This window comes from Wenzhouxiangella sp. XN24, assembly GCF_011064545.1.
Lineage (GTDB): Bacteria > Pseudomonadota > Gammaproteobacteria > Steroidobacterales > XN24 > XN24.
Map to the genome: position 1 here is coordinate 331831 of NZ_JAAMFG010000034.1, position 22445 is coordinate 354275.

Below are 22445 nucleotides of genomic sequence, written 5' to 3' on the forward strand. Positions count from 1 at the left end.
AGGTCGGTTACACTTTGAGACCAGGCAGGCAGGCGAACAGGAGGACGCCATGTCGGAAAGCAATCCGATCCGCGTATACGCGGTGCATGGTTGGCAGAAAGACGAGGACTACGTACGCCTGTTCGAGTATATCGAAAGCGCCGACAACTTTTATTACCGGGCGCTTTCCGATCCCGACGCGACCTCCCCGCAGGGAGATGGCGTGGCGGCGCGTCGCACGATGATCAGCCAGGGCCTCAAGGAGGCCGAGTGCGTGATCTGCCCGGCCGGGACCTGGGAGCGTTTCAATGACTGGGCACGTTTCACGGTGGAAACCGCCGCCGCGATGAACCTCCCGGTCATCGCAGTTGAGCATTTCGGCCCGAAAAACATGAACATGAGGCTCAAAGGGCGCGCGACGGCGACGGTCGGCTGGGACTCCCGCAGCATCATCGACGCCATCCGCCGCGAAGCCCGGCACGAAGACACCAACCGCTTCGACACCATCGAATTCGACATGTGAGCCGCGCGGCGTGCCGCAGCCGTGTCAACCCGCCTCGCCGGGGCTACTGCGGCGCACCGGCGGGCTTCGATGCGATCCGGCGTACGGCGGTGACGATGCCGAGCACGATGGCGCCCGCGGCGATGCCGATCGCGGCATTGAACACCATCGGGAGCAGCACCTCCGGCAGGGTCCCGAACCCCTCGACGAGCGCATCGAACCACGGTTCCAGCCCCGGAATGCCGTGCGCGAGAATGCCGCCGCCGACAAGAAACATGGCGGCGGTCCCGGCGATCGACAGGCCTTTCATGAGATAGGGGGCAAGCCACAGGATGCCCCGCCCCAGCCTTACCGACAGCCTGCTGTCCTCGCGTCCCGCCAGCCAGAGCCCCAGGTCGTCGAGCTTGACGATCGCGGCGACCAGGCCGTAGACCCCGATGGTCATCAGTGCGGCGATCACCACCAGCGCGGTGACGCGCGTGGCGAAAGGCGCCTGGGCGACGATGCCGAGCGCGATGACGATGATCTCGGCCGAGAGAATGAAGTCCGTGCGAATGGCGCCCTTGATCCGGCTTTTCTCCAGCGCGACGAGATCCACCGAGGGGTCCTGCAATGCCGCGGTGATCTTGGCGCGGTGCGCGCGCTCCTCGGCCTGGTCGTAAAGAAAACGATGCGCAACTTTCTCGACGCCTTCGAAACACAGGAACAGGCCGCCCGCCATGAGCAGGGGGAGCACCGCCCATGGCGCGAACGCGCTGATCGCCAGCGCCGCCGGCACCAGGATCGCCTTGTTGAGCGCGGAACCCTTGGCCACGGCCCACACGACCGGCAGTTCCCGGTGCGCCCGCAGGCCGGTCAGTTGCTGGGCGTTCAGCGCCAGGTCATCGCCGAGCACCCCCGAGGCCTTCTTCGCGGCGACCTTGGTCAGCAACGCCACGTCGTCCAGCATCGTGGCGATATCATCGAGCAATGCAAGCAGGCTGGCTCCAGCCATGGGGATGCTCCTGGTGGCGATCGTTGGCGGGCCCGCCGACCGGTTCGATAGCGAACATGCATCGGCACATGATTCTGCTTGTCGCCCGGCAGGCCGTCCGCTAGGTTCAGTGTATGGCAAATGAGCCCGACCAGGCCCGGTCACGCGTGGACTTCGCGCGACGCGCGATGGATTCGTTCGCCACGCGCACTGGCTTGAACGACGATCGGCCGCCGACGCGCTACCTCTGGACGGATGCCTTTTCCGTCTGCAACCTCCTGTATCTCGCCCATGCGACGGGGTGCAACGAATACCAGGCGCTCGCCCGGGAACTGATCGAGCAGGTCCATGAAGTGCTCGGCCGCCATCGCCCGGATGACCCGCGCAGCGGCTGGATCAGCGGACTCTCCGAGGAGGAGGGGCGCGCCCATCCGACGGCCGGCGGACTGCGGATCGGCAAGCCGATGCCGGAACGCCAGGCCGGCGAACCCCTCGATGACCGGCTGGAATGGGAACGGGACGGCCAGTATTTCCATTACCTCACAAAGTGGGCCCACGCCCTCGACGTCGCGGGACGCAGCACCGGGGACCCGGACTACGGCCGGTATGCCAGGGAACTGATGCAGGTGGCGTGCGACCGTTTCATCGTCACCGCGCCCGGCGAGGGCCTGCGCATGGCGTGGAAGATGAGCATCGATCTCAGCAGGCCGCTGGTCTCGTCGATGGGACATCACGACCCGTTGGACGGCTATGTCCGTTGCATCCAGCTGCGCGCAGCCGCCGTCGCCGGCGGCGAGGAGGAAGAGGCGGCACCCATGGACCGATGCGCCACCCGCATGGCGCGCATGATCCGCCGCAACGCATTGCCGACCACGGATCCGCTGGGCCTCGGCGGGCTGCTGATCGACGCGGCGATGCTCGCGCAACTGATCGACGGCGAACACCTGCCGGACGACGGCCTGCTGGATGCGCTGCTGGCGGCTGCGAAACTCGGCCTGGCGCACTACCGGGAAGAGGGTGAACTCGACCGAGGCCCGATGCAGCGGCTGGCCTTCCGCGAGTTGGGACTGTGCATCGGCCTGGGTGCGCCGGCGGTGATCGCCGCCGAACTGGCCAGCCGGCCCGAGGCCTTCCGCGACGCCGCCGGTTTGAAACAGAAGCTCGACACGCTCGCCGAAGCCGGCACGCTCGGACAGCAGATCCAGATCTTCTGGCTGCAATCTGCGCACCGCGACACGGCGCTCTGGAAGGCGCATGAAAACATCAACGAGGTGATGCTGGCCACGGCGCTTCTGCCGGATGGCATACTGCGTTTACCTTGACCGAAGTTACCGCGCCTCGCCAACGGGCTAACGCTACTCGTACAAGAAAAAGGCGGCTCGATGAGCCGCCTTTTTCAGTCCACAAGACTTGTTCCGAGGTGCTACCGCGGCCGAAGGCGCCTGGCAAATCCAACGCCGGCCAGACCGAGACCCAACAAGGCCAGTGTGCCGGGCTCAGGCACCGAGGCCATCTTAATGCCTGCAAGGGCAAAGTCGCTGTTTCTCGGGCTGCTGAGCTTCGCAGTGTCTGCGAAGAATTCGATCGAGGTCACGCCGATGAAGGACTGCGGATTGAACGTCCCCGAAGTCAGAAAGACGTTCGACGTATCGCCGACGAAGAACCCGGTCTTGTCCGAAGCGGTGCCATCGTAACCACCCCCGGCGCCACTGCTGTTGACCTGGAACTGAACCCGTTCAGCGGGGTCGTCGGTCGTGCTGTCCGCACCGAAAAGATCGAGAAAGATGATGGACGCGATATCCACCGGCTTCGAAAACTTGATTTGCAGCCGCTCGACTTGAGTCTTTTCGCCGTCTCCAAACGTAACTTCGTCATCGCCGATACCAATGCCATCGCTCTTGCAGACCAGGCCGAGCGGACCGCATTGAGCAGATTCCCCGTCAAAATTGCTCTCGGTGAAAGCGGTGGGGTCGTTGTCGCTGTCGAACGCCAGAAGCGTAACCTGGACTCCCGCGACAGTCTGAGGATTAGCCGTTTCCCACGTGCCGGTCGTGAAGTCAATGAGGCCAGCCTGGGCAGTCCCTGCCATGCCGAGGGAAAGCGCGGCAGTACCCACGGAGGCTATAAATCTTGATTTCAACATGGTTTTTCCCTTTGTCCCGCATTTCAATGGAAATGAATCAAGTTGCTAACTGCATGTCCAAATTCAAGTATGCAAATCTCATGCCGAATATTTAAGTTACTGTTTTTTATAAAAACAAGCTGGCTCTCGTGGCGCAATCCGATGAAGTCTGTAAAATAATCCGACGTTGCTTGGGCTTCTTACTCTCGTGCACCGCCGGTTCATCCGCACGGAAACAAGCAACCGCCGCCCTCCGTTTTATCGAACCTTGTAGAAGGAGAATGTGCTTATGACGAAGTTGCCACGAGGACGGCCTGCAATGGCATCTCGAAACACTGCCGATTATTTCCGTAGCAGGTGACAACACTTCGGCGGTTACAGATACAGTCACATCGATCATGATCGATTTACGCAGGGTGTTGCTGTTGGTGCTGGGCCTGACATTGTTCGTTGGATGCAGCACGCGCCTGGCCTACGACAACCTCGACTGGTTCACGGTGCGCTGGGTCGATCAGCAGGTTTCTCTCGACGAAGCGCAGCGCACGCTGCTTCGCGACGTCATCGAAGCGCAACAACTCTGGCATTGCGCCACGCAACTGGATGACTACCAGGCTTGGATCGAGGAGGCGCGGCTCGATCTCCTGGCCGATCGGCTCGACCAACAGCGCCTGGCCGAGCACGGAGAGCGCCTCGCCGAGTTCGGCCGGACTCTCGCACAGCGGATCCAGCCCGTCCTGGTGGAACTCGCAACCTCGCTGGATGACCAGCAGGTCGAAGAGGTGCTGTCGTCCCTGGACGATCGCATCGCCGAACTGCGGGATGAAATCGAGAGTGACTCCACGGATCAGTGGGCGCAGCAGCGCGCCGAAGGGATGGAACGGGGATTGCGGCGCTTCATGGGCCGGATCAACGCGCCACAACGCGATCGACTCGAGCGCTGGGCCCGCGAACTGGAACCGACACGGACCTACCAGTTGGCACAGCGAGTGTACTGGCGCGACCGGATTGCCGGCGCGCTCGCACGGCGGGACGATCGCGCCTTCCTGGAGCAGGAAGTCGCCGCATTGCTCGAGCCCTCATCGGTCTGGCCGGAAAGTTATCGCCAGGCGATCGAGGCCAACCGCGGACGTACGCTGGCTGCATTGGAGGAAGTCTTTGCGCTGATGGAGCCGAAGCAGCGCGCGCGGCTATCGAGCAGGCTCGTCCGTCTCGGCAATGACTTCGAGCGCCTGAGCTGCGAGGGCGAAGCGCCACTGGCGAAGCTGAGCGTCTCTCGCGAGCCGCCGGAATCCCCCGGGGCTGGCCTGGGCCGCGCTCACGGGGTTGCACTTCCCAGGGTTGCACTTCCGCAAATAAAAACGCCCGCGAGTTTCCTCGCGGGCGCCGTTTTCGCTGTCCGCTGAGAAGATCAGTCCGCGCGGCGCCGGCGCATCATGCCGGCACCCAGCAGGCCAACGCCCAGCAAGGCGAGCGTGCCAGGCTCGGGGACCTTCCAGGTCAGCATGTTCTGGTTCCCCTCGGCATCGTAGATCGAGAATGCGTACAGGCCCTTGGCCTTGTTGCCTGTTATGCCGGTGAGATAGTCGCCAGCCTTTTGCACCACTGAGGGGTCGAAGGTTGACATGATGACGTCCGGGCTCTCGCTATAGATGATCGACCAGATAGCAAGCTGAAAAGCCGCCGAGTTGGCTTTCCCCATTCCTGAGTCGCTGTAGAACTTTTCGAACAGGACGCCCAGGGCATTGAGATCGAGACCACCAGCGGACTCGACCTCGTAGGAACCGCTGGACTTCAGCGTCGTCGAAAGGTCGATGCAAAAGCCGTCGAATGTGCCGCCGCCCTGGATATTGAACGTGAGTTCACCAGCGTAAATACGTGGGGTCGTCGCCGTACCCGGGTCCGCCGGATACGTGACTGTACCTGTCGGCGCACCGCTCGTGCCGTACTTGAGCTTGTAGCTCGTGTATTCGATCGGGCCTGCATTGGCCACCACCGACAACATCAAGCACGCCAGGCCAGCCAGCAGCATCGTTGCCTTGTTCTTCAGTACATACACTGCGAAATCCTCTCGCTATCGAATCGTACGAGCACAACTGCAGAATTCATGCCAATACAGTTATTTATATTAAAACCAATGGATTGCGGTCCCGGCACTCGCGCTGGTGCAGCGAATATGTAAGTTTTATCGACATCACGCCCGTCACATTTCTGATCACGGCCCCGCGCTCCTCCCCGCGCCGTTCGTCTGATCTGTCATGCAATCAGTCGATCCTAGCCGCGTCGGTGGTCCTCCCAATGGCCCAAGCTGCGAACGCGAGGCCGTGTTGGCGAAGCTGCAGGATTCTTACTAGTTTCAACAGAGAATCGCGCGAACATCCGGTTCGCGCAGCTGCCAGTTCAACAGGAGGTTCACATGGGCGAGAAGCCGAAAAACCAGGGCGAAGGCGATCGCGAGTCTGCAAAGCGCTACAACGAGAAGACAAAGGAATACGTCGAGTCCGGCAAAGTCGAGGACGCCGCCAGGAAAGCGGGCGAGGGCGATGTCGAGGAAATGGCGAAGGCCGAGAAGGCCGGCGAGAAACGGGCAAAGGAGCTCGATCCCTCGGTAGAGCGGGATTACTCGAAGCCGACTCGCTAAAAAGGCGCCTCGCTAGATCGGCTGCAGCTCGAGGCCCAGGTCGCGCTCGATCAGCACCATGTGATTTCGCGGCACGGGCTCCCACTGCGCCGACTTGTTCAGCGGTTCCGAGCTGACCAGGATGGCGCGGACGTCGCCCGTGTCCGGCTCCATCCAGCACCTGTCTCCGTCGCAACGGTAATTGCCGCCGCGGTTGTAATACAGGCTGTCGATATAGTCGGGGTCGGAACTGTAGCGGCAGGCGACGGCATGCGCACCGTCCGTGAGCACGCAATTCAGGTAGCAGTGAGAACCCGGGGCATGCGCGTCGATGAGTTCGCGCACGGTCGCCACCGCAGCCGAGAGCGCCGCAGCCAGTGACTGGCAGGAGCCCTGGTCCTCCCGGCCACGAAGGTGTTCGGAGACGAGCGCGAACACGTGCTCGGTGTCGGTCGTCCCGCGGATGCTGTTGAAGCCCGCGTCGCTCAATCGCCCCATGAGGCTGCGCCGCAGTTGCTGGAAAGCCGGAATGTGGCCGTTGTGCATGAAGGCGAAGCGATCATGACGGAACGGATGGCAGTTCGCCTCCGACACCTCGAAGTTGCCGCTGGTGGCGGCCCGCACATGCGCCAGGATACAGCGGCTGGACGTCACCCGCGCCAGCTCATCGAGGTTGGCGTTGCTCCACGCCGGGGTCAGTGAGCGAAACCGCGCAGGGGACGTCTCGCCGTCCACGTACCAGGCGAGGCCGAAGCCATCTCCGTTCAGCGGCTCCGGGCGCTCCCGGGCGCGCACGCTCTGGTTGATCAGCGAGTTTTCGGGCCGGGTGACCAGGTCGGCGACCGAAAGCGACTCGCCCATGTAGAAGACAAAACGGCACATCGGCTGAGCGCTCCTCGCGAAAGCCATGACATGCCGCACAGCGTGCCTGAAGGGCTCCGCGTGTCAATCGGTGAATGCGTGCGAAGATCGGCAAGCGAGCAGGTGCCCCCGTCCGATGGAGGTCAGACCCCATCGGCTTCCACTGCGTTTTTGCGATTCAGCAGCATGCCGAGCAGAGGATTCGGGAAACGGCGTTCGATGGTGACCGCGTAGAACGTTTCGACGATATCCGGCAGGTGCGCCGCGCGCACGAGCAGGCCCGAGGCGAGCTCGTCCTTGACGACGATCTGGGGCAGCACCGCGAGACCCACGTCCTCGAGGGCAAGCAGGCGCATCAGCGCCATGTCGTCGACTTCGGCGGCGACCTCCGGGCGGATACCCAGCTGGCCCGTAAGCGCGTCGAAGCCCGAGCGGATGATGCTGTGTTGCGTGGGCAGCACGACCGGGTGCGCCGCCAGCAGGGCCGCGATACCCACGTTGCCGACATCCGCGAGCCGCGCAGGCGTGCCGATCAGGCTGATCGGCTGCTCGGCCACACGATGCACCACACAGGGCGTCAGTGCGTCGCGCATGGGCGCCTGGTTGGTCAGGACCGCATCGAGGCTGAGTGTCTCGAGCGCGCTCATGAGTTCCGTCGCGCCAGCAGAGCGGAGCACCACTTCGACGTCGCTTCGCCGCAGCACGGGGCGCAGGAAATCTATCTGGAAATTGCGCGACAGCGTGGAGAGGGCGCCGACGCGCAAGACATTCCGGGTCCTGCCGGCATCACTCAAGGTACCGATGAGTTCTTCGCCCGCGGCGAATATCTGATCCGCGTGGTCGAGTGCGATGCGCCCCGCCTCGGTCAGGTGCAACTGCCGCCCCCGGCGCTCGAACAGCGCGTGGCCCAGGCGATCCTCGAGCTTCCTTATCTGCACTGAAAGCGCCGACTGGGTGATGTTCAGCCGGCCGGCCGTTCGGGTGAGATTGCCGTCATGCGCGACAGCCCAGAAGTAGCGCAGGTGATTGTAGTTCAGTGTCTTCATATCGTTCGATAATAACGAACGTAAAAGAAGAAACAATGCATTTTTATACCGCTGGCTTTCTGGGTAAATTCCTGCGCCGAACGTCCTGATGTCCCGGGGGAGCCATCTTGCACCACTACTACCTTCCACTGGCAGCTCCGGCAGCGCTGCTCATCGTCGCCGCGATCGCCTTTCTCCAGCCCGGCCGACGCCCGGCATTCCTGCCCGGCCTCGCGCAGGGCGGGGCGCTGCTGGCGCTTGCCACCGCAATCGGCGCGGCGATCTCCCTGGCTCTCCACGGCCCGGGCACCGGCGCTTTCTTCAGCGTGGGGGGCGTCGAGCTCTCGACGCGGCTCGATCCGCTAAGCGCGACGATGCTGATCCTCGTCGCCTTTGTCGGCTGGGTGGTGTTGCGTTACTCGGCATCCTATCTCGACGGCGAGGCGCGCCAGGGTGCCTTCCTCGGCTGGATGGCGGCGACGCTGACGGCCGTCCTGTTGCTGGTGCAGGCGGGAGACCTGGTCGTGCTGGTGATCGCCTGGATCGCCACCGGCCTGTGCCTGCATCGCCTCCTGCTTTTTTATCGTGACCGCGTCCAGGCGATCCGGGCCGCACGAAAAAAATTCATTGTCGCGCGAAGCGGCGATGCGGCGCTGGTCGGCGCGGCGGTTCTGCTGTTTATCAGCTATGGCAGCTCCGATATCGCCACCATCCTGGCCGCTGCCCGCGATGGTGTTGCCCCGCCCGCGGCCGGCTGGGCGACCGGCCTGCTCGCGCTTGCCGCGATCCTCAAGTCCGCCCAGTTTCCGGTTCATGGCTGGCTGACCGAAGTCATGGAGACTCCCACCCCGGTCTCGGCCCTGCTCCATGCCGGGGTAATCAATGCCGGCGGCTTCCTCCTGATCCGCTTCGCCGACGTCATGCTGATCAGCCCCGGTATTCTCGCGGGACTCGTGATGGTCGGCGGTTTCAGCGCCTTGCTGGGCGGGCTCGCCATGCTCGCCCAACCGGCGGTCAAGACCTCGCTTGCGTGGTCGACCATCGCGCAGATGGGCTTCATGATCATGCAATGCGGCCTGGCGCTGTTTCCCCTGGCGCTGCTGCATATCGTGGCGCATTCGCTCTACAAGGCGCATGCCTTCCTGGCCTCCGGCACCGCCGTGAACAACGTGTCGGCGATTCGCCGGCCGGGCCCGATCGCGGTTCCCGGCCCCGGGGCCGTCGGCCGCGCCTTCGCGCTCGCCCTCGGAATCTACGTCGTCATCGGCTTCGGTTTCGGCTTCGACACCAAGGCACCGCAGGTGGTGGCGCTCGGCGCCATTCTCATTTTCGGGGTTGCTTACCTGTTCGCGCAGGGCCTAGCGGATGCCGCGCCGCGCGTCCTGACGCGCCGCATGGCCCTTTATTCGGTGGCTGTCTCGGTCAGCTACTTCACGCTGCAGGCGGGGATCGAGTGGTTGACGGCCAGCACGCTGCCGCCGACGCCGGCGCCCGGACCGCTCGAATGGGCGCTCATGGTGCTTGCGGTGACCAGTTTCGGCATCGTCGCCGTGGCCCAGTCGATGTTCCCGCTCTGGGCCTATCACCCGGCCGCCGCCGGATTGCGCGTACACCTTGCGAACGGGCTCTACGCGAACGCCGTATTCGACCGGCTCGTGGACAACTGGTCCGTGCGCCGCTCTGCATGACACCGGAGAGGAACTGGAACGTCATGAAAACTGAACGGGGAATTGACCTCTCGACCTTGGCGAATGCTGCGGACGCCGCAGCCCGGCATATTCCACCCGTCTGGCCGCTGGCCTCCTATGTGGCGGTGAATCCTTTCCTGGGGCAGACAGGTGAAACGCTGGCGGAGGCGGGCGCACGGCTTGCGCGCGTCGGCGGGGTCCCGATTGCGATGCCGCGCAACTGGTATCACGACCGGATCGTGTCGGGCGCTATCACCGAAGCGGATCTCGCGGCAGCGCTCGCGGCATCCCCGCATGCTCGCAAACCCGCCGATGTCGAGAAGCTCAGGGCCGCAGCCGGCGAGTCCAGGCCGTCCCCCGAGGCGGTGCCGATGGTCGAGCAGCTCGCCGCGCAGGCGAGCGGCATCGACTGGCCGGGCGTTGTTGCCGAGCGTTTCGGAGCCTGGGCGGGCGGTTACTTCGACGCGGGGCAGGCGCTATGGGCCGCCCCGCGAGGCAAGAGCGCATGGGACGCCTTCCGCGCGCACGCGATCCATGACCTGACGCCCGAGATCGTCGGGCTGAAAGGCTTTGCCGCTTTCGTGGCCGACTCTCCCGAGGATCCCGTCGAGGCGATCGCCCGGGCCGTGCACCGGCTGGGTCTTCGTGCAGCGGCGCTCGACAGCTATTTCCATCAGCTGCTGTTTTCCCTCGGTGGCTGGGCCCAGTATGCCCGCCAACAGCTCTGGCGCGCTGAACTTGCGGGCGGCACCGATGCGACCCTGACCGACTTCCTGGCGATCCGGCTTCTCTGGGAACAGGCGCTGTTCGAGCAGTACGAATCGACGATCGGAGCGTCCTGGTCGGAGTCACGGAGAGCGCATGAGAATCCGATTGCCGCCGGTGAAGACGAGATCGTGGACGGAATCCTGCAGGAGGCAGCGGAGCGCGCGGCCCAGCGCGGGCTCGCCGACAGGCTTGCTGCGGCCCCGCCGGAAGCGGGAGCAGGGGACGGGCGACCCGCGCTGCAGGCCGCATTCTGCATCGACGTTCGATCGGAGGTCTTTCGCCGCGCACTCGAAGGGATCGACCCGGGGATCCGGACGCTGGGCTTCGCGGGATTCTTCGGCGTGTTCGCCAGGCATCGCAGCTTCGCTTCGGATGTCGAGGAACTGCGCTTGCCGGTGCTGCTCAATCCGACCATCGCTTCATCCTCGGGGGGTCCGCACAGCAAGGCGGCGGACCTCGCGGCGCGCTATAGCGCACGTGCCAGGCGTGCGTGGGGCCGCTTCAAGTTCGCGGCGGTCTCGTCGTTCGCATTCGTCGAGGCGATGGGCCCCGTCTACATCGCCAAGCTCCTGCGCGACGCGCTCGGCCTCAACCCGATGCCGGTGCCGAACGACCCGCCGCCGCGCTTCGATCCGGACCTCGATCCGGAGACGCGGATCGAGGCGGCCGAGACCGTGCTGCATGCGATGTCACTGACCGACGGATTTGCACGGGTCGTTGTTCTCGCCGGCCACGGGGCCAACGTCGTCAACAATCCGCATGCCAGTGGCCTGCATTGCGGCGCATGCGGCGGCTACTCCGGCGAAGTCAATGCCAGGCTCCTCGCGTCACTCCTCAATGATCGCGAGGTACGCGAGGGTTTGACGAGAAGAGGCATCGAGGTGCCGGAAGACACGCTGTTCGTCGGCGCTCTGCATGACACGACCACGGACACGATCACCCTTTATGACAGCGACCGTCCCGCGCCCGACCATGGGCCGGACCTGGCGCAGGTACGTCTATGGCTGGCGGCAGCGGGAAAGCTGTCACGTGGTGAGCGCGCGCTGCGCCTGCCACGTGCGGCCAGCGAGCATGACATCGCATCGCGGGCCCGCGACTGGGCGGAGGTCCGTCCCGAATGGGCGCTGGCAGGTTGCAAGGCATTCATCGCCGCCCCCCGGGAGCGCACGATCGGTCGCAGCCTCGAAGGCCGGGCCTTCCTGCATGATTACGACTGGCGCCACGACAGTGAAAACGGTTTTTGCGTCCTCGAGCTGATCATGACTGCACCCGTCGTCGTCGCGAGCTGGATCAGTCTCCAGTACTACGGCTCGACGGTGGCGCCCGATACTTTCGGCTCCGGTAACAAGCTGTTGCACAACGTCGTGGGTGGCGTCGGGGTTGTCGAGGGCAATGGCGGCCCGATGCGCGCCGGCCTGCCGTGGCAGTCGGTTCACGATGGCGAGGATTACGTCCATGAGCCGCTTCGGCTGTCGGTCTGCATCGAAGCGCCATGCGAGGCGATGAGCGATATCCTGGAACGACACGAGGGCGTGCGCCGGTTGTTCGACAATCGCTGGCTGCATCTTTTCGCGATGGATGATGCGGGGCGCCTGGCCTACCGCTATTGCGGCGATCTCAAATGGGAGCGGACCACTCTATCGGCAATCGATCGGCCGGTAATCGATCGGCGCCTGGATAGCGTCGCATAACGTTTTCCGGCCGAATCGAGGCACACCAAGCCGGGAAACACCTGTCTCTCGCTTAAGTTCGGCATCCAACAGACGCGCGCGTTCGCAACAGCTACGCTCAGAGTATCGGAATACTCGCAAGAGAGCATCATATGAACAGCAAATCGCCATTTCTGGCCATATTCGCCGCGTGCCTCCTCCTGGCTTATGGCCCGGTCGCCTCCGCCGAAACCGAGACGCGCGCCGAACCGGACGAGACCGAGGACACGAAGGAGATGGAAGGATCGTGGTTTGAGGGCTCAGCGGCCCCCGAAAGAGACACGCCCGCCGAAGAACGTGCCGAAGACCAGATCATAGACGAGCTCGATCCGGTCGCCCCGGGCAAAACGAGCCCAAGCTCCGGCCAGGCACGTCCGGAGAACGAACCACGCGATGCCGATGACAGGTGCCTGGTGCGCACGATCGAGGCCGTGGTGGATGTCGACAGTGCGGGGCGTAGCTCTGAACTGACGATTGACGCACGGAACGGCGTCGTGTCGCTGGCTGGCACACTCCCGGACCAGGCTTCGATCGAGCGGGTTCGCGAGCTGGTCTCGGGCGTCAAAGGCGTCAACCGGGTTGACGCCACCGGGCTCACGACCTCGGCAAATCGGCCGAAGAAAGACTAGCCAGGGCTCTGGCCTACAGGAGCCAGGACAGGGGCGAAGGTTCGAACAGCTCGCACGACGGGGCGCGCGGATTGCGCGCCAGGGCGTCGTGGATGGTTGTGGCTGCGACGGCTGCATGCCCCCACCGCCGAAGTCGCGACGCTCACCGCTCACATAGGCAAAGCCACAACCGTGGGCTGGGCCGGGGAGGGCGAGAGGGATATCATCACCTGAATTCGATCCGTGCGATGCCGCAGTTGATGTCGGTGAACCGCTCTAGCGAACCGTGACAAGAAAGCTGGCTTTACTGCTGTTTTTCGTCTCCTTTCCGGCCCATGGTCAATGGCAGGAGCGGCCTGAGTGGGCGGGGATTTTTGCGGCCGCGGAGGTCGAGGGCACGATTGCAGTGCTCGACCAGCGAGGCGGGGCGACTCGGTACTGGGCGCATGATGCGGAGCGCACCAGCCAACGCTACATGCCGGCCTCGACATTCAAGGTGCCGCACGCGCTTTTTGCCCTTGATGCAGGAGCCATCCGCGACGAATTCGAAATCATCGAATGGGACGGCGAGAAGCGTTGGCTCGATGCGTGGAACAGAGACCAGGACCTGAGATCGTCGATGAGAAATTCGGTCGTCTGGGTCTACCAGCGATTTGCTCGCGAGATCGGCGAAGCGCGAGAGCGTGAGTACCTCGAAAGCATCGACTACGGCAATGCGGATGCGTCCGGCGGCGTCGATCGCTTCTGGTTGGACGGCAATCTGAAGATCTCCGCGGCCGAGCAGGTCGAGTTCCTGCGCAGGCTCTATTACAACGAGCTGCCCTTCAGTCTCGATCATCAGCGCCTCGTCAAGGACGTGATGATCACCGAGGCAGGCCCGGACTGGATCCTGCGCGCCAAGACGGGTTGGCAGGCGAGGGTGGAACCGAACGTCGGCTGGTGGGTGGGCTGGGTCGAACGACCGTCCGGACCGGTATTCTTCGCGCTGAATATCGACATGCCTTTCGGCAGCAAGGACGTCCCGAAACGGACTCAGATCGCACGCGAAGTGCTGCGTTCGCTCGGTGCCTTGAACGACTGAAAGGTGATCGAGTCGCGGCCGGCGATCGAAGGCCATGAGAGCCTCCGTCGATCGGCTTTCTGTTGCTATAACGAAAAATACCGTAGAGAGATTATTGTTTTCGCGGCTTTCTCCGTCGCTTACCTGAAACCGATTGGTTGCAATTGGTATTTGACCGTTTGCGCGCCCGTCTTGGCTAATGCTTTAAGAGTTCCATCCCGAGTCGGAGTGGGAGTTCATTCTTAGGCGTTTCCCGCACTCGATCATCTATTCAGTGATCGAAGAAACGCTGGTTATTGTCGCCATCGCCCATGCACGGCGAGAACCAGGATACTGGCGCTCCAGAACCGAGGATTAAACTGTCACGCCTTGGTGATCTCTGAAACAACCCTCTCCAATGCGCATAATGTATATTATGTTAACTCTAGTACGCGCCAAGCCGCCCATCGGTCACCTGAGAAGACCTCTCCGGCCTTCAGGTATCTCATAGTATTCCGATACTTAGATTTACTCTCTCACCCGTTCTCTAGGTTAATGGCCGGTTTTGCGGCATCTGACCCGCTCGCAGCTCAGGCGCCAGGTGCTTTCTTCCCAAGCAGCCCGCCGAGGGACTTGCGACGCAGATAGGCATAGACCTCGCGCAGCGGGAGCTCCTTCGGACAGATGTCCTGGCAAGCCATCAGCCCGAGACAGCCGAAAACACCTTCGTCGCTGCTGACCACTTCGAACCAGTCGCCCTCGGTGCGCTTGTCCCGGGGATCCATCATGAAACGCGCGATCCTGTTCAGTCCGGCGGGCGCGACAAAAGCCGGCCGCGTGTTGGCGACCGCACAGGCCGCCACGCAGCAGCCGCACTCGATGCAGCGCTCGCGTTCATAGATGGCCTGTGCCAGCTCGTCCTCCATGCGCTCTTCCTGCGCGCCCGGATCGAATGGCGCCTTTTCGCTGATCCAGCCGCCGATCTGCTCGGACATCCCGCGGAACCAGCTCCCGGTATCCACCGAAAGATCGCCCACGAGCCGAAATGCCGGCAAGGGATGCAGACGGATGGTGGCATCGAGTTGCGACGTCAGGGTCTTGCAGGCCAGGGACGCCCGCCCGTTCACCATCATGCCGCATGACCCGCAGACGGCCGACCGACATACGAAGTCAAACTGGAGACTTGGATCCTGTTCTTCACGTAACTTGTTAAGTGCGAGGAACAGCGACATGAATGGCGTTTCGCGGAGTTCGAAGGTCTCCATGTGGGGCTTGGAAGACGGATCTTCCGGGTTGTAACGGAAAATTTCGAACTTCAGCTTGCGGCCGGTGATTGGCGACATGGTCTCGGATCTCCTCAGGTCGGCGCGCTGAATGCGCCCTGCCAGGCACCGGGCCGCAGGCGTGCGCCCAGGGCCTCCGTGCTGGGCAGACGCCCGGCGGCGGCCTGGGCCGCGGAAACCGACGCGTTGTAGTCGGCGACGGTCTGTTGCATTTCGACCTGGCTGCTCGCGCCATAACCTCGATGTCCAGGTGGCAAGTCGAGCAGCCCGACGGGTTCGTAACTGAGTTCCGGCGCATCCGCACCCTCGCGCCAATGCGCCAGCGTGCGGTTAAGCCACTCGGCGTCATTGCGCTGGGGATAGTCCGTCCGATAGTGGGCACCGCGGCTTTCCGTGCGCGCGAGGGCGCCCATCGCGGTGATGAGCCCCAGTTTCAGCATCCCGAGCAAGCGCAACGCGAAAGTCAGCTCCGGGTTCGATCCGGGCGCTGACGAACGCAAGCCGATGCCCTCCGCTTCCCGTATCAGGCCGTTGAGGTCGCCGATCGCGGTCTCGATTTCGTCGCCGCTGCGGAACACGCCGAGGCGGTTCATCATGATCTCGCCCAACTCGTCGCGGATCGCATAGATACTCCGTCCGCCGTGGCTCCGCTGCGCCAGGGCCGCAATGCGGCTCTCCTGCGCGCGTAACGCCTGGCGGCCAAGGCCGGAGTCCGGGCCGGGCCCCGACGCGGAAACGAACTCGGCGATCCGCGCGCCCACGACGCGCCCGGCGACCAGCGTCTCGGCGAGGCTGTTGCCGCCGAGCCGGTTGAAACCGTGCATATCCCAGCAAGCCGCCTCGCCGACGGCAAACAGGCCGCCCAGCCCATAGGCCTGCCCGTCCTTGTTGACCCGCACGCCGCCCATCGAGTAGTGCTGGGTCGGGCGCACCGGCACCAGCGCCTCCCACGGGCGGATGCCCAGGAAGTCGCGGCAGATCTCGTAAATTTCGCGCAGGCGGGTGGTGAGGTGCTGTTCCCCGAGATGGCGCAGGTCGAGCCACAGATGCGGGCCGTTCGGGCTGTTTTCACCGCGCCCGGCGAGGATCTCGTTCATCATGTGACGGGAGACGACGTCCCGGCTGGCGAGTTCCTGCTTCTCCGGCTCGAGATCGACGAGGAACCGTTCCCCCGCGGCGTTGAGCAGGTATCCGCCGTCACCCCGGCATCCTTCCGTGACCAGGATGCCGGCCGGCCACAGGCCCGTCGGATGGAACTGCACGGCCTCCATGTTACCCAGCGGCACAACGCCGGTATCGAGCGCCAGCGAGGCCCCTACCCCTTCGTTGATCACCGCGTTGGTCGTGTAGTTGCCGTAAATGCGTCCGTAACCGCCCGTCGCAATGACCGTGGCCTTGGCCATGATCGTTTCCAGCCGGCCGGTGCGCAGGCAGCGCACCACCGCACCATGGCAGCGTTCGCCGTCCTGAACGAGCGCGATGGCTTCCATGCGGTCCAGCACGTCGATGCCGAGCCGGACGACCTGGCTGTCAACGGCGTAAAGTGTGGCATGCCCCGTGCCGGCTGCCGCGTAGCAGGCACGCCACTTCGCGGTACCGCCGAAGTCGCGATGCATGATGAGCCCGGCATTTTCCGCGGGCTCTTCGATGTCCACCTGCTGTCCCTTGATGTGATACCGGTTGGTACCGGGCCTCAGCCGCGTCCAGGGCACGCCGAAATGTGCCAGCTCGCGGACTGCCACGGGGGCGTTGTCGGCGAAGATGCGGGCCACCTCCTGGTCTGCGCCCCAATCGGAGCCGCGGACCGTGTCCAGGAAATGCACGTCCGGGCTGTCGCCCTCGGCCTTCGCACAATTTCCCAGCGCGGCCTGCATGCCGCCTTGCGCCGCGCAACTGTGGCTGCGGCGCGGCGGGACCAGCGAAAGAATCAGCACGGAATGACCGGCGGCGGCGGCCTCGATCGCGCAGCGCTCGCCGGCCAGGCCGGCGCCTATGACCAGCACATCGGTGATCTTCAAGTCAGGACCCCATCAGGAATGCGAACGGCGCCGGGACCCAGCCCGCCATGACGACCAGCACGAAGACGCCGAATACCAGGAATGCGATACCGAAAATCCGTGCGAATCGCTGCAGCGCCGGGCGCGAGTAGCTCGCTCCCACTCCCCACTTGATCGCGAGGCGATAAAGGCCCGCAGAGGCGTGGATCGCGAGCAGCACCAGCAACGCGAGATAGAACCACGACAGACCCGCCGCCACCCTTTCGATGGTGGTGGCGGCTTCCATGCCATGGCGCTCTCCCCACAACGAGGTGAAGGTATCGAGCGTCACCAGGCCGATGTGGAAACTGCCCAGGAGCAGGATCAGCATGCCGGTGCGGATCTGCCAGATCCATACGCGGGTGTCCTGGTGCGGCCTTTCGATGCCCTCCCCCGCGATCCAGCTGCGATCGGACTTGGCGAGTTGCCTGGCCAGGCGATTGTAGCGTCGCCGCTCACGCATGCGGGCCGGGATTTTCCGGGCTGCCACCACCGCGTGGATCAGGAACAGCAGGGTCACGAGAACGACCACGGGCTGCGCGATGTAGAAGCCTTCGAGAAATTCCGCGAGCCGATCAAAGCCCTCCGGGCCGAACAGCAGGGAGCCGACATCGAAAAGATGGAGCCAGATATACACGGTAAGAAGAAAGCCGGAGCCGCCGCTGATGATTTCCCAGCGCAATTCGCGCCGGGCCGCTGCCCGGTCGGTTGCCCGTGACCGTGCCTGCTCAGCCGGTCGTTCGGCGTCAATGACGTCTGAAGGTTGTCGCATCACGAATTCCACGCAGTCACGGAGGCCGAGTCTAAGTCGCGCGGAAAGCCTTCGCGTACTGTGGATTGCCGCAAGCATGGGATTTCTCCGGGCCCGGTATATAATTCCGCTTTAATGTCGACGCCCGGGCCTCCTGGTCCTCGAGGCGCTATACAGGCGAGCGAGATGCATCGTGCGCCGCAAGAACACACATATGGAGGCCAATCGGATGGCAGCGCGTTTTTCCCTGGAACAGTACGGCATCGGCGTCGAGGACATTCATCGCAACCTGCCGCCCGCCGTGCTTTATGAGCATGCTCTCGCCTGGGACCGCGGCTCCGCGATTTCAGCGTCCGGTGCGCTGGTCGCCATGTCCGGCGTCAAGACCGGCCGCAGCCCCAACGACAAGCGCATCATCGACGATCCGAACGTGGCCGAGGACGTCTGGTGGGGCAAGGTCAACATGAAGCTCGACCAGGAGACCTTCGAGATCAATCGCACCCAGGCGGTCGATTTCCTCGGCACCCGCGACCGGCTGTATGTCGTGGACGCCTACGCGGGCTGGGATCCGAAGTACCGCATCAAGGTACGCGTCATCTGCGCCCGCCCCTACCATGCGCTGTTCATGCACAACATGCTGATCCGGCCCACGGTTGAGCAACTCGCCGAATTCGGCGAACCCGATTACGTTATTTTCAATGCCGGCAGTTTCCCGGCCAATTCGCGGGTCCCCGGCATGACCTCCGGCACCAGCATCAGCCTGCAATTCGGTCACCGGGAAATGGTGATTCTCGGCACCGAGTACGCGGGAGAAATGAAAAAAGGCGTGTTCACCATCATGAACTACCTCATGCCGGCGCGCGGCGTGCTGTCGATGCACTGCTCCGCGACCGAGGGCGCGGATGGGGACACGTCGATTCTTTTCGGTCTCTCCGGCACCGGCAAGACCACTTTGTCCGCGGATCCGAAGCGTCGCCTGATCGGCGACGACGAGCACTGCTGGAGCGACGAGGGCATCTTCAACATCGAGGGCGGCTGCTACGCCAAGGTGATCGACCTCTCCGAGGAGGCGGAACCCGACATCTACCGCGCCCTGCGTTTCGGCTCGGTGCTGGAAAACGTGGTCTACGACGAGGAAAGCCGGGAGGTGGACTACGAGGACACCTCGGTGACCGCCAACACGCGCGGCTCCTATCCCATCGAGTACATCGACAACGTCAAGATCCCCTGCGTCGGCGGGCACCCGAAAAATATCATTTTCCTGACCTGCGACGCCTTCGGCGTGCTCCCCCCGGTGAGCCGCCTGACGCCGGAACAGGCCATGTATCACTTCATCAGCGGATACACCGCGAAGGTCGCCGGGACAGAGGTCGGCGTGACCGAGCCCGAGGCCACCTTCTCCCCATGCTTCGGGGGGCCGTTCCTGGTCTGGCATCCGGCCAAGTACGCGGAACTGCTCGCAGAGCACATCCGGCGCCATGATGCCGACGTCTGGCTGGTGAACACGGGCTGGTCCGGCGGGGCCTACGGCACGGGCAAGCGCATGAAGCTGGCCTACACGCGCGCGATCGTGGACGCCATCCATTCGGGCGCCCTCGCCCAGGTGCCGACCGAGGTGGACCCCGTGTTCGGCCTGGCGATTCCGACGTCCTGCCCCGGCGTACCGGACGAGATCCTGGTGCCGCGCAACACGTGGGCGGACAAGGAGGCGTATGACTCTACCTGCCGCAAGCTCGCCCAGCTCTTCATGGAGAACTTCGAGCATTACGAAGACGTTGCGGGAGAAGCCGTCACGAACGCCGGTCCTAGCGTCAAGGCAGCCTGACGGCGCCGTGCGGCCAGGACCTGACGGGTGAGAGATACTCGTCGCGCCGCACGTCGCTTCGTCGAGTCGGTCCAGTTCGATGACACGGGCGCCCTGCTGCGTTTCTGCGGCTGCCTGTTGCTTGCGGCGGCGGTCGCGTTCCTGCCCGAGTGGCAGGGCCTGGAACCGGCGGCCCGGCGGTGCCTGTTCGTGCTGCTGCTCGCAGCCGGCTTGTGGGCCACCGAGGCGATCCCGGGCTTTGCCGTGGCCTTCCTGGTCATCGGCCTGTCCATCCTGCTGCTGGGGCGCCCCGATGGCGTATTCGCGGCTGCCGACGAGCCCGACCGCTGGCAGATCTTCATCGCCCCCTTCGCGAGCCCGCTGATCTGGCTGTTCCTGGCCGGATTCATTCTCGCCGAGGCGGCCGCCAGAACGGGGCTCGACCGGACACTGGCCAGCATGGTGTTTCGCGCCGCCGGAACGAGCGCGACATCGGTCCTCGTGGCCGCGATGGGCATCACCTTCGTGCTTTCGATGTTCATGTCCAACACGGCGACGGCCGCCATGATGATCACCGTCATCGCCCCACTGCTCGCCACCCTCCCGCCCGGGCACGTGTTCCGTCCGGCGCTGCCCCTGGCGATCGCACTCGCCGCCAACCTCGGCGGCATGGGCACCCTGGTGGGGACGCCGCCCAACGCGATCGCCGCCGGCTTCATGAGCACGGCCGGAACGCCCCTGTCCTTCACAGGCTGGATGCTGCTCGGGCTTCCGCCGGCCCTGTTGCTCGCTGCCTGCCTCGGCGCCTTTATCGTGCGTCGCTACGGCGCTCGCGGGTTGATGCTCGATCAGCGGGTGCTCGAAACGGTCCAGGCGTCCGACACGCGGGCCCCGCTCTGGCAACAGGGCGTCGTGGTGCTGGTCTTCATCACCACGCTCTCATTGTGGATCTTCGGCTCCGCGCCGGCCGCCGTCGTGGCGTTCGTACCCATCACCGTGCTCTCCGTGACCGGCGTGATCGGCATCGCGGAAATCCGGCAACTCCGCTGGGACGTGCTCATCCTCATGGCGGGCGGGTTGTCACTCGGGGTAGCGGTCACCGCCACCGGGCTCGCCGGCTGGCTCGTCGAGAGCCTGTCTTTGACCGGACTCGGCCTCATCGGTGCCGCATTCGCCTTCGCCCTGCTCACGGCCGGCCTGTCGAATTTCATGAGCAACACGGCCGCCGCCAACATACTCGTGCCGCTCGGGGCTGCGGCCGCGATGGGCGTCGGCGGCGCACCGGGGGTTCTGCCGGTGATCATCGCCCTGTCGGCCTCCACCGCAATGTGCCTGCCGATCGCGACGCCGCCGAACGCGATCGCCTATTCGACGGGAGAACTCAGGGCGAGCGCCTTCCTGGTCCCCGGCCTGGTCCTGGCGATACTGACCCCGCTGCTGACCGTGCCCTGGGTCAGCTGGCTGTTGCCGCTCATCGACTGACCCGCTCTCACGTGGCAACCCTGGACCTGGCCGCGTCGCAACTGCAGCGCGCGTCATTACGCATCGGGATCCCCCGGCCTCCAGGTGCCCCGAAGGTACGGCGTGAGCCCTTCCGTGGCCACGAGCCAGAAGGCCTGGTCCCCCGACGCCTCGGCATCGGCCACGCAGAGGCTCGCGTGGCCGGGGAGCAGCAGCGGCTTGAGGAAACGCACGTCCAGTCGCGCCCCCGGGCCTGGCGGGCCGGCCGCGAGGCGCCCCAGGCATCGCGCGACGGTCCACATGCCATGGGCGATGGCGCCGGGAAAGCCGAACGGGCGCGCCAGCAGCGCCGCGAGATGGATCGGGTTCCAGTCGCCGGATACGCGAGCGTAGCGGCGACCCGTATCCCCTGCCACGGGCCACGAACACGAGACCGGGGGCAATTCGAAGCTCTCCGCACGGCTGCGCCGGTCCTTGCGTGGGGCCGGGGCGAGAAAACTCATCGTCTCCCGCCAGGCAAGGCGGCCGTCCCAGAGCGCCTCCGTGACGAGGCGGAATTCATCCCCGCGTGGTTTGCTGCGACCACTCTCCAGGCGACAATCGAATGCCAGCCGGGCGTCGATCGGCATGGGCACGAAGAGTTCTATGTCATTGGCCAGGTGCACCAGGCCAACCATCCGGATGGGGAAATCGGGATGGCGCAGCATCGCCATGTGCAGGCCGCTGGCGAGAATATGCGGATAGGTCAGCGGCAGGAAGCCGTCGTCGGCGAGCTCGCATACCTGGCGATATGCATCGAGGCGCGACGGTTGCGCGCGGGCCCCGGTGGCCTCGGCTTCTATGCATACGGCGCCCGTGCCTGGCGGCGTACGGCCGGGACGACGATCGAAAAGCGCATGCCAGTAGGCGGTTGCGACCGAGGGCGGACTCGCGAAACTCAGCCGGCCGGACAAGTGCCTAGGCGCCCAGGCTTCTGACCTTGTCGATGTAGCGTTGCATGGCCTCCTCGGCGCTGGTCCCCTGCAACCCCTCCCAGGCTTCATATTTCGCCCGCGCGACGAAATCGAAGAACCCGGGCTTGTCTCCGCTGGCATCGCCCTCGGTGGCCTGCTTGTAAAGCGCGTAAAGCGCGAGCATGTCGTTATCACTCGGCCGCTGGTCGAGCGCCTTGATATCGATCGAGGCCTGCTCGAAACGCGCCTTGAGTTCGTCTGTCATG

At 64.4% G+C, this 22445-nt stretch carries 20 protein-coding genes; 10 read left to right on the forward strand and 10 right to left on the reverse strand.

Annotated features, from left to right (window positions below; genetic code table 11):
* Positions 1–49 precede the first annotated feature (49 nt).
* Positions 50–502: a hypothetical protein gene (locus tag G6032_RS09225; RefSeq protein WP_165281845.1), complete on the forward strand. Its 453-nt coding sequence runs from the start codon at positions 50–52 to the stop codon at positions 500–502.
* 43 nt (positions 503–545) lie between these two features.
* Here the strand turns inward: G6032_RS09225 and G6032_RS09230 are convergent, their stop codons facing one another.
* Positions 546–1475 carry a DUF808 domain-containing protein gene (locus tag G6032_RS09230; RefSeq protein ID WP_165281846.1) on the reverse strand — a complete coding sequence of 310 codons (930 nt, stop codon included), beginning with the start codon at positions 1473–1475 and terminating at the stop codon, positions 546–548.
* Between the two features lie 113 nt (positions 1476–1588).
* On the opposite strand from G6032_RS09230, the gene G6032_RS09235 reads away from it, so the two are divergent.
* Positions 1589–2776: a hypothetical protein gene (locus tag G6032_RS09235; RefSeq protein WP_165281847.1), complete on the forward strand. Its 1188-nt coding sequence runs from the start codon at positions 1589–1591 to the stop codon at positions 2774–2776.
* Positions 2777–2877: 101 nt separating this feature from the next.
* Here the strand turns inward: G6032_RS09235 and G6032_RS15490 are convergent, their stop codons facing one another.
* The gene (locus G6032_RS15490) at positions 2878–3597 is read right to left on the reverse strand and encodes a PEP-CTERM sorting domain-containing protein (RefSeq protein ID WP_206211903.1); all 720 of its coding nucleotides are present in this window, start codon (positions 3595–3597) and stop codon (positions 2878–2880) included.
* A gap of 377 nt (positions 3598–3974) precedes the next feature.
* On the opposite strand from G6032_RS15490, the gene G6032_RS09245 reads away from it, so the two are divergent.
* Entirely contained in the window at positions 3975–4979 is a 1005-nt protein-coding gene (locus tag G6032_RS09245) for a DUF6279 family lipoprotein (protein ID WP_165281848.1), read from the forward strand.
* A 5-nt stretch (positions 4980–4984) separates the two neighbouring features.
* On the opposite strand, the gene G6032_RS09250 is transcribed toward G6032_RS09245, so the two are convergent.
* Positions 4985–5632 (reverse strand): PEP-CTERM sorting domain-containing protein, encoded by a 648-nt coding sequence (locus tag G6032_RS09250; RefSeq protein WP_165281849.1) that lies wholly within the window; start codon positions 5630–5632, stop codon positions 4985–4987.
* Between the two features lie 357 nt (positions 5633–5989).
* On the opposite strand from G6032_RS09250, the gene G6032_RS09255 reads away from it, so the two are divergent.
* On the forward strand, positions 5990–6214 hold the full coding sequence (locus G6032_RS09255; RefSeq protein ID WP_165281582.1) for a hypothetical protein: 225 nt from the start codon (positions 5990–5992) through the stop codon (positions 6212–6214).
* Positions 6215–6226: 12 nt separating this feature from the next.
* Here G6032_RS09255 and G6032_RS09260 read toward each other — a convergent pair whose 3' ends face one another.
* Entirely contained in the window at positions 6227–7075 is an 849-nt protein-coding gene (locus G6032_RS09260) for a class II glutamine amidotransferase (protein ID WP_165281850.1), read from the reverse strand.
* Between the two features lie 122 nt (positions 7076–7197).
* Positions 7198–8100, reverse strand: coding sequence for a LysR family transcriptional regulator (locus G6032_RS09265; RefSeq protein WP_165281851.1), 903 nt, complete (start codon positions 8098–8100; stop codon positions 7198–7200).
* A gap of 107 nt (positions 8101–8207) precedes the next feature.
* On the opposite strand from G6032_RS09265, the gene G6032_RS09270 reads away from it, so the two are divergent.
* From G6032_RS09270 to blaOXA, 4 genes are all read left to right on the forward strand, one after another.
* On the forward strand, positions 8208–9767 hold the full coding sequence (locus G6032_RS09270) for a proton-conducting transporter membrane subunit (protein ID WP_165281852.1): 1560 nt from the start codon (positions 8208–8210) through the stop codon (positions 9765–9767).
* 23 nt (positions 9768–9790) lie between these two features.
* Positions 9791–12226, forward strand: coding sequence for a DUF2309 domain-containing protein (locus tag G6032_RS09275; protein WP_165281853.1), 2436 nt, complete (start codon positions 9791–9793; stop codon positions 12224–12226).
* Between the two features lie 131 nt (positions 12227–12357).
* A complete protein-coding gene (locus G6032_RS09280; protein ID WP_165281854.1) occupies positions 12358–12873 on the forward strand; it encodes a BON domain-containing protein in 516 nt (171 codons plus the stop codon).
* A gap of 265 nt (positions 12874–13138) precedes the next feature.
* Positions 13139–13933, forward strand: a complete 795-nt coding sequence (gene blaOXA, locus G6032_RS09285; RefSeq protein WP_165281855.1) for a class D beta-lactamase — start codon at positions 13139–13141, stop codon at positions 13931–13933.
* A gap of 548 nt (positions 13934–14481) precedes the next feature.
* On the opposite strand, the gene G6032_RS09290 is transcribed toward blaOXA, so the two are convergent.
* From G6032_RS09290 to G6032_RS09300, 3 genes are read right to left on the reverse strand one after another with little or no spacing between them, the layout of a single operon-like run.
* On the reverse strand, positions 14482–15234 hold the full coding sequence (locus tag G6032_RS09290) for a fumarate reductase iron-sulfur subunit (RefSeq protein WP_165281856.1): 753 nt from the start codon (positions 15232–15234) through the stop codon (positions 14482–14484).
* 14 nt (positions 15235–15248) lie between these two features.
* Positions 15249–17192, reverse strand: a complete 1944-nt coding sequence (locus tag G6032_RS09295; RefSeq protein ID WP_165281857.1) for a fumarate reductase flavoprotein subunit — start codon at positions 17190–17192, stop codon at positions 15249–15251.
* Position 17193: 1 nt separating this feature from the next.
* Entirely contained in the window at positions 17194–17982 is a 789-nt protein-coding gene (locus G6032_RS09300; RefSeq protein WP_165281858.1) for a hypothetical protein, read from the reverse strand.
* A gap of 208 nt (positions 17983–18190) precedes the next feature.
* Here G6032_RS09300 and pckA point away from each other — a divergent pair, with 208 nt between their 5' ends.
* Positions 18191–19786 carry a phosphoenolpyruvate carboxykinase (ATP) gene (gene pckA, locus G6032_RS09305; RefSeq protein WP_165281859.1) on the forward strand — a complete coding sequence of 532 codons (1596 nt, stop codon included), beginning with the start codon at positions 18191–18193 and terminating at the stop codon, positions 19784–19786.
* Positions 19787–19813: 27 nt separating this feature from the next.
* Entirely contained in the window at positions 19814–21247 is a 1434-nt protein-coding gene (locus G6032_RS09310; protein WP_165281860.1) for a DASS family sodium-coupled anion symporter, read from the forward strand.
* Positions 21248–21303: 56 nt separating this feature from the next.
* Here the strand turns inward: G6032_RS09310 and G6032_RS09315 are convergent, their stop codons facing one another.
* Positions 21304–22179: a MaoC/PaaZ C-terminal domain-containing protein gene (locus G6032_RS09315; protein ID WP_165281861.1), complete on the reverse strand. Its 876-nt coding sequence runs from the start codon at positions 22177–22179 to the stop codon at positions 21304–21306.
* Between the two features lie 4 nt (positions 22180–22183).
* Entirely contained in the window at positions 22184–22444 is a 261-nt protein-coding gene (locus G6032_RS09320) for an acyl-CoA-binding protein (RefSeq protein ID WP_165281862.1), read from the reverse strand.
* Between the last annotated feature and the right edge of the window lies 1 nt (position 22445).

Excerpts from the sequence above, each read along its gene's own strand:
- G6032_RS09320 (WP_165281862.1), bottom strand. The coding sequence starts at position 22,444 with ATGACAGACGAACTCAAGGCGCGTTTCGAGCAGGCCTCGATCGATATC.
- G6032_RS09275 (WP_165281853.1), top strand. The coding sequence starts at position 9,791 with ATGAAAACTGAACGGGGAATTGACCTCTCGACCTTGGCGAATGCTGCG.
- G6032_RS15490 (WP_206211903.1), bottom strand. The coding sequence starts at position 3,597 with ATGTTGAAATCAAGATTTATAGCCTCCGTGGGTACTGCCGCGCTTTCC.
- G6032_RS09255 (WP_165281582.1), top strand. The coding sequence starts at position 5,990 with ATGGGCGAGAAGCCGAAAAACCAGGGCGAAGGCGATCGCGAGTCTGCA.
- G6032_RS09230 (WP_165281846.1), bottom strand. The coding sequence starts at position 1,475 with ATGGCTGGAGCCAGCCTGCTTGCATTGCTCGATGATATCGCCACGATG.
- G6032_RS09265 (WP_165281851.1), bottom strand. The coding sequence starts at position 8,100 with ATGAAGACACTGAACTACAATCACCTGCGCTACTTCTGGGCTGTCGCG.
- G6032_RS09300 (WP_165281858.1), bottom strand. The coding sequence starts at position 17,982 with ATGCGACAACCTTCAGACGTCATTGACGCCGAACGACCGGCTGAGCAG.
- G6032_RS09260 (WP_165281850.1), bottom strand. The coding sequence starts at position 7,075 with ATGTGCCGTTTTGTCTTCTACATGGGCGAGTCGCTTTCGGTCGCCGAC.
- G6032_RS09290 (WP_165281856.1), bottom strand. The coding sequence starts at position 15,234 with ATGTCGCCAATCACCGGCCGCAAGCTGAAGTTCGAAATTTTCCGTTAC.
- G6032_RS09235 (WP_165281847.1), top strand. The coding sequence starts at position 1,589 with ATGGCAAATGAGCCCGACCAGGCCCGGTCACGCGTGGACTTCGCGCGA.
- G6032_RS09245 (WP_165281848.1), top strand. The coding sequence starts at position 3,975 with ATGATCGATTTACGCAGGGTGTTGCTGTTGGTGCTGGGCCTGACATTG.
- pckA (WP_165281859.1), top strand. The coding sequence starts at position 18,191 with ATGGCAGCGCGTTTTTCCCTGGAACAGTACGGCATCGGCGTCGAGGAC.
- G6032_RS09280 (WP_165281854.1), top strand. The coding sequence starts at position 12,358 with ATGAACAGCAAATCGCCATTTCTGGCCATATTCGCCGCGTGCCTCCTC.
- G6032_RS09225 (WP_165281845.1), top strand. The coding sequence starts at position 50 with ATGTCGGAAAGCAATCCGATCCGCGTATACGCGGTGCATGGTTGGCAG.